The organism is Sphingomonas hengshuiensis (assembly GCF_000935025.1).
Lineage (GTDB): Bacteria > Pseudomonadota > Alphaproteobacteria > Sphingomonadales > Sphingomonadaceae > Sphingomonas > Sphingomonas hengshuiensis.
In genome coordinates, this window is the sequence record NZ_CP010836.1 from 1,455,360 (window position 1) to 1,471,280 (window position 15,921).

Consider the following 15,921-nt stretch of genomic DNA (forward strand, 5'->3'; position numbering starts at 1 on the left):
TCGTCGGTTTAGTGCAGCACCCTGCTCTGCGCGGCTGACCGCGCCGCTGGGGCCGGGCCGATGTGGAACTGCCCGGCCTGCCCGTTGAGCGTCGTGACTTCGGTACGCAGGCTGCGCGCCGCGGCGGAGGTTTCCTCGACCATCGCGGCATTTTGCTGAGTCGCGTGATCCATGGTCGAGACCGCGGTGGCGATTTCGCTGATCGCATCGGCCTGGGCGCGGTTCTCGCTCGACATCGAGTCGAGCAGCGTGTGGACCTGATCGGTCGCCCCGGCGATCTGGACGAGCGCGGCGTCGACCCGCGCGACCATGTCGACCGCCGATACCACTTCGGACTGGGTGACGGTCAATTGCTCGCGCGCGCGCTTCGCCTCTTCCTCGGCGCGCATTGCAAGCGCGGAGACGAGGTCGGCGACCACGGCGAAGCCGCGCCCGGCCTCGCCCGCGCGCCCCGCCTCGACCGCCGCGTTCATCGCGAGCACGCGCGTCTGGAACGCGATCTTGTCCAGCCCCTCGATCACGCCGTCGATGCCGCGAGCGCTGTCCGCCACGCGCGCCATGGCGGCGGACGCGGCGGCGGCGACTTCGCGCCCATGGCCCACCGAGCGTGATGCATCGCCGGCGGTGGTCAGCGTGCGCGTTGCGGAGTCGGCGATGCCTTTCAGCCGGGCGCCCATCACCGTGATCGCCGCGCTGGTCTGTTCCAGGCTCGCGGAATTGCCTTCGGTACGGCGCGCCAGATCCTCGGTCGCAACGGCGATTTCGCCAGTGCCCGTGGTGATCCCGCGCGCGCTTGCGGCGACGGCGCCGATCAGCCCGCGCAGCCGCAGCAGCGCCGCGTTGAAATCCTGCCGGACGGGTTCATAATCGGCGGGGAAGGGATAGAGGATGTCGCGGCTGAGATCGCCCGCGGAGATCGCCGCGATCGCGTCGCGCAGGGCGGCGGTGACCTGTTGCTGCGTCTGCGCCGCCTCCTCCTCGGCGCGGGTGCGCTCGATGGCGGCGGCGCGGAATATCTCGCACGCGCGCGCCATCCGACCGATCTCGTCGCGCTGCTGCTGATAGGGAATTTCGGTGTCGTTGGTTTGGCCCGCCAGTTCCTCCATCGTGTCCGCCAGCGTGCCGATGGGGCGGATGATCGCGTTGCGCGAGATCATCAGCGCGAACAGCCACACCGCGCCCGCGACCAGCGCGGTGGCGAACGAGACGATCATCGCCCAGCGATCGAAGGTCAGCGCGTCTTCGCTGACCTGCGTCGCGACCACGATCTGCTCCTCGACCAGCGCGCTCAGCGCCTCCGAAACCGGGTCGATCGCGGCGTACAGGTCCGACACCACGATGCGATCGAGCGCGGCGCGATCGCCGCGGTCGAGCGCCGTCTGGAGTTCGGCGACCTTCCGGTCGGCGGCGTGCATCCGCTTCTCGGCGGTGTCGGCCAGCACCGCCTCGCGCTCGGCGATGTAAGTCGCGCGATACGCCTTCCACTGGGCGTCGATCTGCCCGCGCCCGGCGCGCACCTGCTCGGCGGCCTTCGCCATTGTCAGGTTGCCGTTACGCGCCTTGTGCGAGGCGTCGACGATTGCGACGGCATATTGATCGGCGACGATCTTGAGGTCGCGGAGCGGGACGACCCGGTCGGCGAGCAGCGTCTGGAACGCCGCGGAATCGGTTTTCGTCACGGCGGCGAGCGTCGCGAGCAAAGCGAGGAGCGCGAGGGCGAAAAGCCCGAGGCACAGGGTGAGTTTGCTGCGGATCGAATAGTTTGAGAGCATTGTTCTTCTTCGCCGCCCGGCCAGTCCGCGATCCCCATCCGCTATAATAGGAAAGGCGCGGCGCGGCGGGCGGGAATGCGCATGATTTCGTCGTGCGACACATCGATCCGCAACGGCACCATATAAAGATATCTTTATATTTCGATTGCGCCCTGACCGCGAAGCCGCTAGGGGCGCCCAATCGCGGTCGGCGAGTCCGGCGCGCGCCTATATTTTACGAACTGGAGAAGCGTCTTGGCTACCGTGCTCGACAAGAAGGACTATGTGATCAAGGATATCGCGCTCGCCGATTTCGGCCGCGCCGAGATCAACATCGCCGAGACCGAAATGCCCGGCCTGATGGCGCTGCGCAGCGAGTTCGGCGCGTCGCAGCCGCTGAAGGGCGCGCGCATCACCGGATCGCTCCACATGACGATCCAGACCGCGGTGCTGATCGAGACGCTGACTGCGCTCGGCGCCGATGTCCGCTGGGCGACCTGCAACATCTTCTCGACGCAGGACCATGCCGCCGCCGCGATCGCCGCGACCGGCGTGCCGGTGTTCGCGGTGAAGGGCGAGAGCCTGGCCGAATATTGGGATTATGTCGGCGACATCTTCAACTGGGGTGCGGACACCGACGGCACCACCGCCAACATCATCCTCGATGACGGCGGCGACGCGACGATGTTCGCGCTGTGGGGCGCCAAGCTTGAGGCCGGCGCGACGCTGGGCGAGCCCGAGAACGAAGAGGAAGTCGAGTTCCAGCGCGCGCTGAAGGCGTTCATCGCCAAATACCCCGGCTATCTGACCGAGACGGTCAAGAACCTGAAGGGTGTTTCGGAAGAGACCACCACCGGCGTCCACCGCCTGTACGAAATCGCCAAGAAGGGCGAGCTGCCGTTCCCGGCGATCAACGTCAACGACTCGGTGACCAAGTCGAAGTTCGACAACCTCTATGGCTGCAAGGAATCGCTGGTCGACGCGATCCGTCGCGCCACCGACGTGATGCTCGCGGGCAAGGTTGCCGCGGTCGCCGGCTTCGGTGACGTCGGCAAGGGCTCGGCCCAGTCGCTCCGCAACGGCGGCGCGCGCGTGATGGTCACCGAAATCGATCCGATCTGCGCGCTGCAGGCGGCGATGGAAGGCTTTGAAGTCGTGACGATGGAAGAGGCCGTGAAGCGCGCCGACATCTTCGTGACCGCGACCGGCAATGCCGACGTCATCACCGCCGATCACATGAAGGCGATGAAGCCGATGTCGATCGTGTGCAACATCGGCCATTTCGACAGCGAGATCCAGATCGCCGCGCTGTCGAACTACAAGTGGACCGAAGTGAAGCCGGGCACCGACCTGGTCGAATTCGACGACGGCAAGCAGATCATCGTGCTGGCCAAGGGCCGGCTGGTGAACCTGGGCTGCGCCACCGGCCACCCCAGCTTCGTGATGTCGGCCAGCTTCACCAACCAGACTCTGGCGCAGATCGAGCTGTGGACCAAGGGTGAGAACTACAAGAACGACGTGTACGTCCTGCCGAAGCACCTCGACGAAAAGGTCGCTGCGCTCCATCTGGAGAAGCTGGGCGTCCAGCTGTCGAAGCTGAGCGAAAAGCAGGCGTCGTATATCGGCGTGCCGGTCGAAGGGCCGTTCAAGCCGTCGCACTACCGCTACTGATCGCCGCATCGCGGGCGGCGGCGTCGGTCGCCGCGCCGAGACGGTTGCATCTTCGGGGCCGCGCCTTCCATAGGGGAGGCGCGGCCCTGCTGCGTTCGGAAATCCTTTCGGTGTGCCAAGGGGTTGCGCGGAACGTCCGCGGCTGGCCCACGTTATGGCCGGGACAGGGAGACGCGACGATGTGGCGTGCAGCGGCGGGAAGACTCGCGATCGGCGGCGCGGTGATCGGCGTGCTCGGGGGTATTGCCGGGCTGGGCCTCAGCAATTTCGTCGATTCCGGGGCGTTCCAATTCTATAGCAAGCCGCAGATGGCGGAGGCAGCCGCAATGGCGGACCTGATCGCCGACGCGCCCGAGCGGCCTCGCGCCCGCTTCGACCGCTGATCGGGCGGCGGCATGGCTGACGACAAGGCGCCCGATCCGTCCCCCCGTTCCACACCCGATCCCGCCCAGGCCCGGCTGGCCGCCCTCCTCCGCGACGCGCTTCCCGCGACCGAGGAGGAACTGGCGGACGAAATCCAGCGGCTGATGCTCCATCTTTCGCGCGAGCCGCTCGACGCAAATCCAGCGCTGCCTGCCGCGCTCGAGGACCCCGAACGCGCCTCGCTGCTCCGGCGCCTGTTCGGTCGCGCACCGCGATCGCCGTCGTAACGCGCTTCCCGATCCGCGGCGCTTTGCCTAAGGGTGGGCCATGATGGCGCAGCGTGGCCGCGAGTGGGCGGTTTGATCGAGATTCCCCAGGCGGCGGCGGTGCTCGCGGGCGCCGTCGTCGCGCTGCTCGTGTTCGGCGCGACCTGGGTGCTGTACGCCGGGCTCCGCGCCCGTGCGGAGGCGGCGGAGATGGCCGACGACAATGCCCGGCTGGGCGCGCTGGTCGGCGGATCGCCCGCGCAGGCGATGGTCGTCCGCGCCGATGGCCGTGTCGAGGCGCCGCGGCGGTTCGCCGACTGGCTCGGGCTGGAGCGGCTGCCGCGCGAGCTGACCGAATTGACGAGCGCCGATGCCGGGCTGGTGCCCGAGGATGCCGAAGCGCTGACCGTGCATGTCACCGCGGCGCAGCGGGCGGGGCGCCCGTTCACGCTGTCGGTGCGCGCGCGCGGCTCCGATCGCGCGCTGCTGGTGGTGGGCGAGAAGGCCCCCGATGCGGTGCGCGCGCCGGGGGGCGTTGTGTTGTGGTTCCTCGATGCGACCGAGAGCCAGAGCGAGATCAACCGGCTACAGCGCGATGCGACGCGGCTGCGCGCGGCGTTCGACGCGCTGACCGCGCTGATCGAGGCGGCGCCGATGCCGATGTGGTATCGCGGATCGGACCTGCGGCTGCTGATGGTCAACACCGCCTATGTCCGTGCCGTCGAAGGCAAGGACGGCGAGGATACCGTCGCGCGCGGGCTGGAGCTGGTCGAGGGCGCCGGGCTGGGCGGGCCGCTCGCCAATGCCGCCATCGCGCGCGACACCGGCGAGCCGCAGACGGTGGCGATGCCCGCGACGATCGGCGGCGCGCGGCGGATGCTGCGGCTCCACGACGTGCCGCTGCCCACCGGCGGGGTCGCGGGCTTCGCGATCGATATCGAGGAACTCGAGCAGCTGCGCGGCGGGCTCAAGCGCTTCGGCGAGGCGCAGCGCGCGATGCTCGACCGGCTCTCGGCAGGCGTCGCGCAGTTCGGCCCCGACCATGCGCTCAGCTTCTGCAACCAGCCGTTCCGCCGGATGTTCGCGATGAAGAACGAATGGCTGGCCGACCGCCCCGAATTCGATCGCGTGCTGGAGCGGATGCGCGAAGCCAATCGCCTGCCCGAGATGCGCGATTTCCCGGCATGGAAGGCGGAGCGCCGCGAATGGTTCGTCGCGCCCGATGCGGTCGAGGAAACCTGGACCGTGGGGGGCACGCATCTGCGCGTCGTCGCCCAGCCGATGCCCGATGCCGGGCTATTGCTGATCTTCGAGGACCGCACCCAGCAGTTCGAATTGCAGCGCGAACATGGCGAGATGCAGCAGGTCCGCACCGCGACGCTGGAGAGCCTGGCCGAGGCGGTGGCGGTGTTCGGCAAGGGGCGGCTCCAGCTGTGGAACCGCAAGTTCCGCCAGGTCTGGGGCTTTGACGAGGTTTTCCTCGATGCGCATCCGCAGATCACCAGCCTGGTCAAGGCCGCCGGCCCCAGGCTGACCAACCCCGCGCGCGCCGAAGTGATCGGCGACCTTGTCCGCCTGGCCGCGCAGGACCGGCAACAGCGCGGATCGAGCATCGCCTTTGCCGATGGCCGCCATTTCGACGTGACCGCGGTGCCGCTGCCCGACGGCAATGCGCTGGTGACGATGCTCGACACTACCGACCATCACCGCGCCGAACGCGCGCTGCGCGACCGCAACGAGGCGCTGGAGGCGGCGGACCGCGTGCGCACCGCGTTCGTCGCGAGCATGAGCTATGAACTGCGCACGCCGCTGACCTCGATCAAGGGGTTTACCGAGATGCTGCACGGCGGCTTTGCCGGGCCGCTGAGCGACAGCGGGGTCGAATATACCGAGGCGATCCTGGTCTCGGTCGATCGGCTGGGCAACCTGATCGACGACGTGCTCGACCTGACCCAGAGCGAAGGCGCGCCGCTGGAACGCCGCCCGGTCGACCTCGAGATGATCGCGCACGGGGCAGCCGAGGCGGTGGCGCCGCTCGCCAAGGCCAAGGCGATCGAGCTTGTCGTCGAGGATGCCGGGACCGCGGGCACCGTGACCGGCGACCCGCGGCGGCTGCGCCAGGTGATCGAGCATCTGCTGCGCCACGCGGTGGGCGCGACGCCCGAGGGCGGGCGGGTGCTGCTCCACCTCGATGGCAATGCGGGCGTCGCGCGGGTGATCGTGTCCGACGACGGCCCCGGAATGCGCCCCGACCAGGTCGCGAAGGCGTTCGACCGCTTTGCCCAGCACGGCATCGCCCGCAGCGGCGAGCGCGCGCTGGGGCTGGGCCTGCCGCTCGCCAAGCAATTCGTCCAGGCGCATGGTGGGCGGATCGAACTGATCTCCGAACCGGGGGAGGGGACGCTGGTGACGGTAGAGCTGCCGCGCAAATGAGGGCGCGCGATCGTATCGCCCAGGTACGCCGTCATGCTGAACTTGTTTCAGCATCCATGGTGCCACAAGCCCCGCCAGCACCTGGGGAGGGTTGGATGCTGAAACAAGTTCAGCATGACGGCCGGGGGGGAGTGGGGTGCCGCTTTCGTCGCGATCGCGCCGTGGCGCCCGGTGGACACTGAGATGCACCTCGCTTCCCCCCAGGACTCGCACGCGCTCGGCATCCGCCTCGCGGCGCTGGCGCAGCCCGGCGACGTCATCGCGCTGTCCGGCCCATTGGGCGCGGGCAAGACGAGCATCGCGCGCGGGCTGCTCGCCGCCCTGGGGCTGGAGGGCGAGGCGCCGAGCCCGAGCTTCGCGATCGTCCAGCCCTATGACCCGCCCGAGGTCCGCTTCCCGGTGCTCCATGTCGATCTCTACCGGATCGAGGACCCGGCAGAGGCCGAGGAACTGGGGCTCGACGATGCCCGCACCGATTCGCTGCTGGTCGTCGAATGGCCTGAGCGGCTGGGCGAGGCCTATTGGGCCGATGCGCTGTGGCTCGCCCTCGAAGTGGCGCCCGACGGCGCGCGCGCCTTGACAGCACGGGTCCCCGCGGCATGGAGGGATCGATGGCTCCAGATATGAATCCGCCCGCCGCGGCGCAGCAGTTTCTCGTCGATGCGGGTTGGGAAGGGGCCGAGATAAGGCCGCTTGCCGGCGATGCGTCGTTCCGCCGCTATTTCCGCGTCGTCCACCACGACCGCAGCGCGATCCTGATGGACGCGCCGCCGCCGCACGAGGACCCCCGCCCGTTCATCGCGATCGCGCGCTGGCTCGCCGATCGCGGCTTCGCGGCGCCCGCGATCCTGCACGAGGACCTGGCCGAGGGGCTGGTGCTGCTCGAGGATTTCGGCGACGCCCGGATGCGCGAGACCGTCGACGCCGCACCCGAGAGCGAGTTGCGGCTGTACGAGGCGGCGGTGGACCTGCTGGTGCGGCTCCACACCCACGCCGCCGCCGATATCCGCGCCTATGACCGCGCCGAATATCAGCGCGAAGTGGGGCTGCTCACCGAATGGTATTGCCCCGCGCTGGACCTTGCGGTCAACGATGCGGGGTATATCGCGGCCTGGGACGCGGCGCTCGCGCCGGTGCTGGGCAGTCATACGCCCGTCACGGTGCTGCGCGATTACCATGCCGAGAACATCATGCTGATAGAGGGCAGCGAGAGTTTGGGGCTGCTCGATTTCCAGGACGCGCTGGCGGGGCATCCCGCCTATGACCTCGTCTCGCTGTTGCAGGACGCGCGGCGCGACGTGCCCGCCGACCTCGAAATCGCGATGCTCTATCGCTACAAGCGGATCACCGGGGCGGGGGACGAGTTCGACGTGGCCTATCATGTGCTGGGCGCGCAGCGGAATGCGAAGATCGTCGGCATCTTCACCCGGCTGTGGAAGCGCGACGGCAAGCCGCGCTATCCGGGGCTGTGCCCGCGCGTGTGGGGCTATCTGGAGCGCGACCTGAAGCATCCCGCGCTGCGCCCCGTGGCCGAGTGGTTCGACGCCAATGTGCCCGCCGAGATGCGCGGCGATCCCGTGGCGATCCTCGGCGCATGACCACCTATTCGCTCCGCCCGCAGCCCGAGGGCGTTGTGCCCGAGACCGCGATGGTGATGGCCGCCGGCCTCGGCAAGCGGATGCGCCCGCTCACCGCGACGCGCCCCAAGCCGCTGGTCGATGTCGCGGGCAAGCCGCTGATCGACCATGTTTTCGACCGGCTGCGCACCGCCGGCGTGCGCCGTGCGATCGTCAACGTCCATTATTTCGGCGATCAGCTCGAAGCGCATCTGCGCGCGCGGGTGAAGGACATCGATCTGTTGATCTCCGACGAACGCAAGCAGTTGATGGAGACCGGCGGCGGCATCGTCCAGGCGCGCGAGCTGATCGGCGACAAGCCGTTCGTGTGCGTCAACAGCGACAACCTATGGGTCGACGGTCCCGCCGACGCGATCCGCCAGCTGGCGGCGCAATGGGACGATGAGCGCATGGACGCGCTGCTCCTCGTCGTGCCGCTCGCCCGCGCTTATGGCCATGGCGGCAACGGCGATTTCAAGGTCGACCCGTTCGGCCGCATCACCGAACGGCGCAAGCCGGGGCGGATGGCGCCCTTCGTCTATACCGGCGTCCAGATCCTCTCCCCGCGCGTGATCCGCGACTGGCCCGAGGGGCCGTTCTCGACGAACCTGTTCTGGACGCGGGCGATGGAGGAAGGCCGTTTGTGGGCGGTGGTCCATCAGGGGCTGTGGTTCGACATCGGCACCCCGCCCGCGATCGCGGCGGCGGAGGCGGTGCTGGCGGAGATGTGAGGGATTGATACTCCGCCCCCGGCGGGCGAGGATTTGCTTGGCACTTATCCACAGCCTCCTTCGCGACCCTTTCCCCCAAGGGAGTAGGGCGTCTAAGGTCGGCTGAATGCCCCGCCCGATGTTGGCGGCGTTATCCTCACCCGCCAGGCCGGAGCCCGGCTATCGGGCGTAGGCGTCGATCAGCGATCCGACATAGTCGGGCTGGCGCGCGGTCAGTTCCGGGGAGGGGCGGGCCTTTCGCACTGCCTTGCCCGCGGCGGGATCGGGCGTGCCATAGATGAAGCCGTTGGTGGGATAGGTCGATGTGCCCAGCCCGTCATTGTCGCGATACCAGACCTTGACCACGCTCCAGTCGCCCCGGCGCGAGACGTCGAACAGCGTCACGTCGCGTTCCGCCCGGCCACGCTCGCCGCCGATTCGCGACCAATTGGCGTGGGTGACCATCACCACGCGCGAATCGATGATCCGGCTGACGACCGAGACATGCCCCAGCTGCAGCTTCTGGGTACGGGCGAACACCAGCACCGCCCCGACCCGCGGAACACTGCCCCGGGCATAGCGGCCCTGCGCCTGCTCCCACCACGTCCAGGCATCGCCATAGATCTGGATGCCCGACGCGGCGCGCGCGAAAGGCACGCATTCGCCCTTATAGTCGAGAAGGGAGGAGGCGCTCGCAGGCAGGACCGCGCACAGGGCGGCCAGCAACACGGCTGTGTAAAAAACGCTACGCATAGTCGGGTACCAGATACAGGGTACCCCCCCGCACTATTGGTATCCGAAAATGGTTTAAGAGTCGTTAACGGCGTTTCGAGTCGTGGGAGGACGCTGCCGGCGGTTCAGCCAAGGGGCGGCGGCTGGCCGGGCAGGTTCGGGATCTCCTGGTCGATACAGGCCCAGGGGGGCGCCGCACTCGTCCAGATCGCCGATTGCGGCGCGGCGATTGCGGGATCGTCGAGCGCGCCGGCCCGGACGATCAGGTGCATCGGCCGCGCATCGGCCTTGCTGAGCAGCGGCGTGCCGCAGGTCGCGCAAAAGCCGCGCTGCATGGCATTGCCGCTGTCGGCGACCGAGGCGTGCCAGCGCACCTCACCGGTCACGGTGACGGCATCGGCGGGGAACACCGCATTCACCGTGCCGCCGCCCGCACTGAGATACTGGCACAGCCGGCACCAGCATTGCCGGGCAGCGATCGGATCGGCAGCGATGCTCAGCCGCACCGCGCCGCACAGGCAGCCGCCGCCATGGCTCATTTGCCCGGCTGCCGCTTGGCCATGAACGCCAGCCGTTCGAACAGCATCACGTCCTGCTCGTTCTTGAGCAGGGCGCCGTGGAGCGGGGGGATCGCCTTGGTCGGATCGCGCGACTGGAGCACGTCGAGCGGCAATTCCTCGTGGAGCAGCAGCTTGAGCCAGTCGAGCAGCTCGCTGGTCGATGGCTTTTTCTTGAGGCCCGGCACCTCGCGGATGTCATAGAAAATGTCCATCGCCTTGCTCACCAGGATTTTCTGGATGCCCGGGAAATGGACGTCGATGATCGCCTGCATCGTCTGGCGATCGGGGAATTTGATATAGTGGAAGAAGCAGCGGCGCAGAAAGGCGTCGGGCAGCTCCTTCTCGTTGTTCGAGGTGATGACGACGATCGGGCGCTCGGCGGCGCGGACATTCTCGCCGGTCTCGTAGACATGGAATTCCATCCGATCGAGCTCCTGGAGCAGGTCGTTCGGGAATTCGATGTCGGCCTTGTCGATCTCGTCGATCAGCAGCACGGGGAGCTTGGGCGCGGTGAACGCCTCCCACAGCTTTCCCTTGCGGATATAATTGCCGATGTCGTGGACGCGCGCGTCGCCAAGCTGGCCGTCGCGCAGCCGGGCGACGGCGTCATATTCGTACAGCCCCTGCTGCGCCTTGGTCGTCGATTTGACGTTCCATTCGATCAGCGGCGCGCCGACCGCCTTGGCGATCTCATAGGCCAGCACGGTCTTGCCGGTGCCGGGCTCGCCCTTGACGAGGAGGGGACGCCGGAGCGTGACCGCCGCATTGACCGCGACCTTCAGGTCCTCGGTCGCGACATAGCTTTGGGTGCCTTCGAAACGCATGGTGGCAGTGGTAGAGGGCGCACGCCCCCAATGGCAAGCTTACAGCGCCGCGCGCGCGCTCGCCCGGGCTTCGAGCAGGTCCCACAGCCCGCGATGCTGGGCAAAGACCTGTTGCGCGCCGAACAGCATCGCGCGCTCCATCGATCCCTCGCGCGCCAGCGCGTCGACGACGCTGACCGTTTCCTCGATAGGCGGCAGTTCCGACGGCGGCGAGGCGACGCCCATGCGATCGGCAACCGAATCGAGGACTTCGCGGATCGAGACCCAATCGAGCGCGAGCGCGATCGCGGCGCCCGCAGCGCACCCGGCGCGATCCGATTGCGACAGCATGTCGAGCGCGTGGCGCTGGGCGGCGGCGGCGGCTTCCGACTCGGCGTGGCCGGGGGTGCTGGGCACCGGGCCGGCCGCGGCGGCAATCCGGACGAGATAGGTTCGCTCGGCAGCAAAGGCTTCTGCGGCGACTTCGATCCAGTGGCGCTCCAGCGGCAGCCGGACATGCTCGAGAGCATGGTCGATCACCCCAGGATGCCGGCCGTGCAGCACGCAGATATAATAAGCGGCATCGGCCAGATCGCGCATCGACTCCGCCTCGCGGACGAGGCGCCGCAAATGGCGGTGGTTGGCGCTGCCGTCAGACGACGCCAGCGCGCCCATGGCACCCCAGGCGCCCTCCGAGCGTGTCAGCTGTGCGGTTTCGTATGGCATGGGCCCCCGTGCGAAGTGTCCGTTGCCGCCTGTGCGGGTCGACTCCTTTTGCAACTAAGGACAATACCGAAGCGCGTAAGGACGTGGTTTACGCCGCGTTAGGGATAGATTGTGGCGTCGGAAGGCGCGGGCCGGCTGCGATGGGGCGCTACGACGGCAGAGGATCGAGGCAGGGCAGGAGGACTGCCATCACACGGGGATGCGCGTGCCAAATTCTCAGGCCGTCATGCTGAACTTGTTTCAGCATCCAACCCTCAACTTGCGTTTCCGCAGCGTGTAGCACGTTGGATGCTGAAACAAGTTCAGCATGACGGCAGTATAAGAGGGATCCCGGCATCCTCGGAAATTTCCGAGTGCCGGGATCGCTTACTGGTCGAGGAACGACCGCATCTTGCGGCTGCGGCTTGGGTGCTTGAGCTTGCGCAGCGCCTTTGCCTCGATCTGGCGGATGCGTTCGCGGGTCACGCTGAACTGCTGGCCGACTTCCTCCAGCGTGTGATCGGTGTTCATGCCGATGCCGAAGCGCATGCGGAGCACGCGCTCTTCGCGCGGAGTCAGGCTGGCGAGGACGCGGGTGACCGTTTCCTTCAGGTTCGCCTGGATCGCGGCGTCCACCGGGATGACGGCGTTCTTGTCCTCGATGAAGTCGCCCAGATGGCTGTCCTCCTCATCGCCGATCGGGGTTTCGAGGCTGATCGGCTCCTTGGCGATCTTCATCACCTTGCGGACCTTTTCGAGCGGCATCGACAGGCGCTCGGCCATTTCCTCGGGCGTGGGCTCGCGGCCCTGCTCGTGGAGGAACTGGCGGCTGGTGCGGACCAGCTTGTTGATCGTCTCGATCATGTGGACCGGGATGCGGATCGTGCGCGCCTGGTCGGCGATGCTGCGCGTGATCGCCTGGCGAATCCACCAGGTGGCATAGGTGCTGAACTTGTAGCCGCGGCGATATTCGAACTTATCGACCGCCTTCATCAGGCCGATATTGCCCTCCTGGATCAAATCCAGGAACTGAAGGCCGCGGTTCGTATACTTCTTGGCGATCGAGATCACGAGGCGGAGATTGGCCTCGACCATCTCCTTCTTCGCGATCCGCGCCTCGCGCTCGCCCTTTTGCACCATGTTGACGATGCGGCGGAATTCGGTGAGCGACATGCCGGTCGCCTGCGAGATTTCCGAAATCTCGATGCGAATGCGATCGACCGCGCCCGCTTCGTTCTCGGCGAAGGCCTTCCACTTCTTGTCGAGCTTCTCGACCGAGGGGATGAAATTCTCATCCATCTCGTGATCGACATAGCGATCGAGGAAATCCTTGCGGCTGACCTTGTGGCGCTCGGCGAGGCGCAGCATCTGGCCGCCCAGCGCAGTCAGGCGGCGGTTGAAGCTGTAGAGCTGATCGACCAGATATTCGATCTTGGCATTGTGGAACTGGACGCTCTCGACTTCGGCGGTCAGCTCTTCGCGCAGCTTGTGATATTTGCGCTCGTCCGCAGCCGTCAGCTCGCCGCCAGCCGACATCGCGTCGAGCCGGGCGATCTGAACCTTCGAGAATTTCTTGTAGATCGAGGTGATGTTGGCGAACTTCTCCAGCGCCTGCGGCTTGAGCTGCTCTTCCATCTGCGCGAGGCTGAGGGTGTTGTCCTCTTCCTCATCGTCCGACGGGCGCGGGGTGCGGCGCTCGGTGCCGTCTTCGTCCTCGTCGGCGGAGGCCTCTTCGGGCTCTTCCTCTTCCTTGAACGACGGGCCGGCGGTCTTTTCCGAAATCTCGCCGTCGCCGCCATCCTCGTCGTCGGTCAGGTTCTCGGGCGCGGGGTCCTTCGACAGCATCGCGTCGAGATCGAGGATCTCGCGAAGCTGCATCGTGCCTTCGTTGAGCGCGTCGGACCAGCCGATGATCGCGTTGAAGGTGATCGGCGATTCGCACAGCCCGAGGATCATCGTGTCGCGACCCGCCTCGATCCGCTTGGCGATGGCGATTTCGCCCTCGCGGCTGAGCAGTTCGACCGCGCCCATTTCGCGCAGATACATGCGGACGGGATCGTCGGTGCGATCGACCGTCTCTTTCTTCTTGACGATTTCGAAGGCCTGGCCGTCGTCCTTGTCTTCGGCCTCGACTTCCTCGGGCGTGTCTTCCTCGGCCTCGGCGTCCTCGCCGACATCCTCATTCTCGACGACATTGATCCCCATGTCATTGAGCGCGGACATCACATCCTCGATCTGCTCCGAGGACATCTGGTCCTGCGGCAGCATCTCGTTGAGCTGGTCGACGGTGATGTAGCCACGCTTCTTGGCGCGGGCGACAAGCTTCTTGAGCGTGCCCTCGTTGAGGTCGATCAGGGGGGCGTCACCCGCTTCACCCGTTTCGGTGACGTCGCCCATCGGTGCCTTGGCCATCAATTACCTCGAATATCTGATGGCGGCTATTTTACAGCCGCCCTAATCGTCGTTTTGTTCGTCATCCGCAAGCATCAGATTTGCAAGCCGCGCCTGCAACTCCTGACGTTGCCGCGAAAGCGCCACCTGACGGGTGAACGCCTCCTCCGATCCGTCGCGACTCAGCGCCGCCGTCGCCGCCGCGAGCGCCGCATCGACCACGGGCTGCGCGACCATGACGGCGATCGCCTCGTTAAGGTCGTCGCGCGCCTTCGCCGCATCGGCATCGTGCCGTGTGAACGAGAAGGGCAGCGCGTCGGCTCTCAACAAGTCGGTCGCTACGGTATCAAAGCCGGACCGCGCCAATATGGTGAGGACTTTGCCGCTATCAAGCTGCCGGTCGGCAAGCGCCACGTCGACCACCGCCTCGAACAGCTTGCCCAGCGCGCCGGAGGCCGAGCGCAGGCTGCCCAGCACCTCCATGTGCCGCGCAATCTCCGCCGGATGGCGGATCAGCCCGGCGAGCACCGCCTTTGCCAATATGGGGTCGAGCCCGCCCGACTGCACCCCGCGCACCGCGACGGAGGGCGGCGGCTCGGGCGGTTTCCAGCCGCCGCGCGGGCGCGGGCCGGAGGCGGCGCGGGGGCGGTATTCGCGGGGCGGGGAGGCGAACAGCGTGTCGAAGCGGCGGCGGAACTCGGCGGTGTATTCGGTGCGGACGCTCGGCTCGGCGATCGTGCCCGCCAGTTCGGCAAGCCGGCGCTTGAGCCCCGCCTTGGCCTCGGGCGTCTCCAGCGGCTCGGCGGCGACTTCGCTCGCCCAGAGCCGGTCGACCAGCGGCTGCGCCTTGCCCAGCAGCGCCTCGAACGCGGCGCGGCCCTGGGTGCGGACCAGATCGTCGGGGTCCATCCCCTCGGGCAGCGTCACGAACGCCAGGCTGCGGCCCGGCTGGATATGCGGCAAAGCGCGGTGGGCGGCACGCAACGCCGCCTTCTGCCCCGCCGAATCGCCGTCGAAGCAAAGCAACGGTATCTCGACCATCCGCCACAGCCGCTCAAGCTGGTGCTCGGTCATCGCCGTGCCCAGCGGCGCCACCGCCTCGTCAAACCCCGCCTGCGCGAGCGCGATGACGTCCATATAGCCCTCGACCGCGATCACCCGCCCGGCCTTGCGCGCCGCCGCCTGGGCGCGGTCGAGATTGTAGAGCGTGCGCCCCTTGTCGAAGAGCGGGGTCTCGGGCGAGTTCAGATATTTGGGCTCGCCATCGCCGATCACGCGCCCGCCAAACGCGATCGTCCGCCCGCGCACGTCGCGAATCGGGATCATCAGCCGGCCGCGAAACCGGTCATAGGGCTCTTTTTCGTCGACCTGGATCAGCAGCCCCGCCTCGACCAGCATCGCATCGCCATAATCGGCGAGCGCCTGGCGCAGCTTGCCGCGCGAATCGGGGGAGAAGCCGAGCCCGAACGCGCGCGCCGTCTCCTCGGTAATGCCGCGCCGTTTGAGCACCGCGCGGGCCTCTGCGCCCTCGATCCCGTTCAGCCGCTCGGTGAAGCATTGGGCGGCATCGGCCATCGCCTCGTGCAGCCCCTTCGCCCGCTCGGCCTTTTCGGCGGCCTGGCGGTCCATCGCGGGCATCTCCAGCCCCGCTGCCTGGGCAAGCTCCTTGACCGCATCGATGAAGGGCAGGCCGCGCTGCTCGGTCATCCAGCGGATCGCATCGCCATGCGCCGAGCAGCCGAAGCAATGGTAGAAGCCCTTGTCGTCGTTGACGTAGAAGCTCGGGGTCTTCTCGTTATGGAACGGGCAGCAGGCGCGATATTCGCGACCTGCCTTTTGCAGCTTTACCGTCTTGCCGATGAGGGTGGAGAGCGGCGTGCGGGCGCGGAGTTCGTCGAGGAATTGGGGGGTGAGGCTCAT

The 15,921-nt window shown here is 67.4% G+C and carries 14 protein-coding genes; 7 read left to right on the forward strand and 7 right to left on the reverse strand.

Annotated features, from left to right (window positions below; translation table 11 throughout):
• Nucleotides 1–8: 8 nt before the first annotated feature.
• Nucleotides 9–1,772 (reverse strand): methyl-accepting chemotaxis protein, encoded by a 1,764-nt coding sequence (locus TS85_RS06380; protein ID WP_044331132.1) that lies wholly within the window; start codon nt 1,770–1,772, stop codon nt 9–11.
• A 234-nt stretch (nt 1,773–2,006) separates the two neighbouring features.
• Here TS85_RS06380 and ahcY point away from each other — a divergent pair, with 234 nt between their 5' ends.
• From ahcY to TS85_RS06415, 7 genes are all read left to right on the forward strand, one after another.
• Nucleotides 2,007–3,422 (forward strand): adenosylhomocysteinase, encoded by a 1,416-nt coding sequence (gene ahcY, locus TS85_RS06385; RefSeq protein WP_044331133.1) that lies wholly within the window; start codon nt 2,007–2,009, stop codon nt 3,420–3,422.
• A gap of 179 nt (nt 3,423–3,601) precedes the next feature.
• Entirely contained in the window at nt 3,602–3,805 is a 204-nt protein-coding gene (locus TS85_RS25270) for a hypothetical protein (RefSeq protein ID WP_044331134.1), read from the forward strand.
• 12 nt (nt 3,806–3,817) lie between these two features.
• The gene (locus TS85_RS25275; RefSeq protein WP_044331135.1) at nt 3,818–4,072 is read left to right on the forward strand and encodes a hypothetical protein; all 255 of its coding nucleotides are present in this window, start codon (nt 3,818–3,820) and stop codon (nt 4,070–4,072) included.
• Between the two features lie 72 nt (nt 4,073–4,144).
• A complete protein-coding gene (locus tag TS85_RS06400) occupies nt 4,145–6,484 on the forward strand; it encodes a PAS domain-containing sensor histidine kinase (protein WP_044335988.1) in 2,340 nt (779 codons plus the stop codon).
• Between the two features lie 183 nt (nt 6,485–6,667).
• On the forward strand, nt 6,668–7,111 hold the full coding sequence (gene tsaE, locus TS85_RS06405; protein WP_044331136.1) for a tRNA (adenosine(37)-N6)-threonylcarbamoyltransferase complex ATPase subunit type 1 TsaE: 444 nt from the start codon (nt 6,668–6,670) through the stop codon (nt 7,109–7,111).
• Entirely contained in the window at nt 7,108–8,082 is a 975-nt protein-coding gene (locus TS85_RS06410) for an aminoglycoside phosphotransferase family protein (protein ID WP_173426267.1), read from the forward strand. Before tsaE ends, TS85_RS06410 begins: the two co-directional genes overlap by 4 nt.
• Nucleotides 8,079–8,831, forward strand: a complete 753-nt coding sequence (locus TS85_RS06415) for a nucleotidyltransferase family protein (protein ID WP_044331138.1) — start codon at nt 8,079–8,081, stop codon at nt 8,829–8,831. Before TS85_RS06410 ends, TS85_RS06415 begins: the two co-directional genes overlap by 4 nt.
• 159 nt (nt 8,832–8,990) lie before the next feature.
• Here TS85_RS06415 and TS85_RS06420 read toward each other — a convergent pair whose 3' ends face one another.
• From TS85_RS06420 to dnaG, 6 genes are all read right to left on the reverse strand, one after another.
• A complete protein-coding gene (locus tag TS85_RS06420; protein ID WP_044331139.1) occupies nt 8,991–9,563 on the reverse strand; it encodes a CHAP domain-containing protein in 573 nt (190 codons plus the stop codon).
• Nucleotides 9,564–9,667: 104 nt separating this feature from the next.
• The gene (locus tag TS85_RS06425) at nt 9,668–10,081 is read right to left on the reverse strand and encodes a GFA family protein (RefSeq protein WP_044331140.1); all 414 of its coding nucleotides are present in this window, start codon (nt 10,079–10,081) and stop codon (nt 9,668–9,670) included.
• Nucleotides 10,078–10,926: an AAA family ATPase gene (locus TS85_RS06430; protein WP_044331141.1), complete on the reverse strand. Its 849-nt coding sequence runs from the start codon at nt 10,924–10,926 to the stop codon at nt 10,078–10,080. Before TS85_RS06430 ends, TS85_RS06425 begins: the two co-directional genes overlap by 4 nt.
• A 39-nt stretch (nt 10,927–10,965) precedes the next feature.
• Nucleotides 10,966–11,631 carry a DUF6975 family protein gene (locus tag TS85_RS06435; protein ID WP_052507787.1) on the reverse strand — a complete coding sequence of 222 codons (666 nt, stop codon included), beginning with the start codon at nt 11,629–11,631 and terminating at the stop codon, nt 10,966–10,968.
• A 366-nt stretch (nt 11,632–11,997) separates the two neighbouring features.
• Nucleotides 11,998–14,022, reverse strand: coding sequence for an RNA polymerase sigma factor RpoD (gene rpoD, locus TS85_RS06440; protein ID WP_044331142.1), 2,025 nt, complete (start codon nt 14,020–14,022; stop codon nt 11,998–12,000).
• Between the two features lie 42 nt (nt 14,023–14,064).
• The gene (dnaG, locus tag TS85_RS06445; RefSeq protein WP_044331143.1) at nt 14,065–15,921 is read right to left on the reverse strand and encodes a DNA primase; all 1,857 of its coding nucleotides are present in this window, start codon (nt 15,919–15,921) and stop codon (nt 14,065–14,067) included.

Coding starts and splice junctions, on each gene's coding strand:
- TS85_RS06380 (WP_044331132.1), bottom strand. CDS start 1,772: ATGCTCTCAAACTATTCGATCCGCAGCAAACTCACCCTGTGCCTCGGG.
- TS85_RS25270 (WP_044331134.1), top strand. CDS start 3,602: ATGTGGCGTGCAGCGGCGGGAAGACTCGCGATCGGCGGCGCGGTGATC.
- TS85_RS25275 (WP_044331135.1), top strand. CDS start 3,818: ATGGCTGACGACAAGGCGCCCGATCCGTCCCCCCGTTCCACACCCGAT.
- tsaE (WP_044331136.1), top strand. CDS start 6,668: ATGCACCTCGCTTCCCCCCAGGACTCGCACGCGCTCGGCATCCGCCTC.
- TS85_RS06410 (WP_173426267.1), top strand. CDS start 7,108: ATGAATCCGCCCGCCGCGGCGCAGCAGTTTCTCGTCGATGCGGGTTGG.
- TS85_RS06415 (WP_044331138.1), top strand. CDS start 8,079: ATGACCACCTATTCGCTCCGCCCGCAGCCCGAGGGCGTTGTGCCCGAG.
- TS85_RS06420 (WP_044331139.1), bottom strand. CDS start 9,563: ATGCGTAGCGTTTTTTACACAGCCGTGTTGCTGGCCGCCCTGTGCGCG.
- TS85_RS06425 (WP_044331140.1), bottom strand. CDS start 10,081: ATGAGCCATGGCGGCGGCTGCCTGTGCGGCGCGGTGCGGCTGAGCATC.
- TS85_RS06430 (WP_044331141.1), bottom strand. CDS start 10,926: ATGCGTTTCGAAGGCACCCAAAGCTATGTCGCGACCGAGGACCTGAAG.
- TS85_RS06435 (WP_052507787.1), bottom strand. CDS start 11,631: ATGCCATACGAAACCGCACAGCTGACACGCTCGGAGGGCGCCTGGGGT.
- rpoD (WP_044331142.1), bottom strand. CDS start 14,022: ATGGCCAAGGCACCGATGGGCGACGTCACCGAAACGGGTGAAGCGGGT.
- dnaG (WP_044331143.1), bottom strand. CDS start 15,921: ATGAGCCTCACCCCCCAATTCCTCGACGAACTCCGCGCCCGCACGCCG.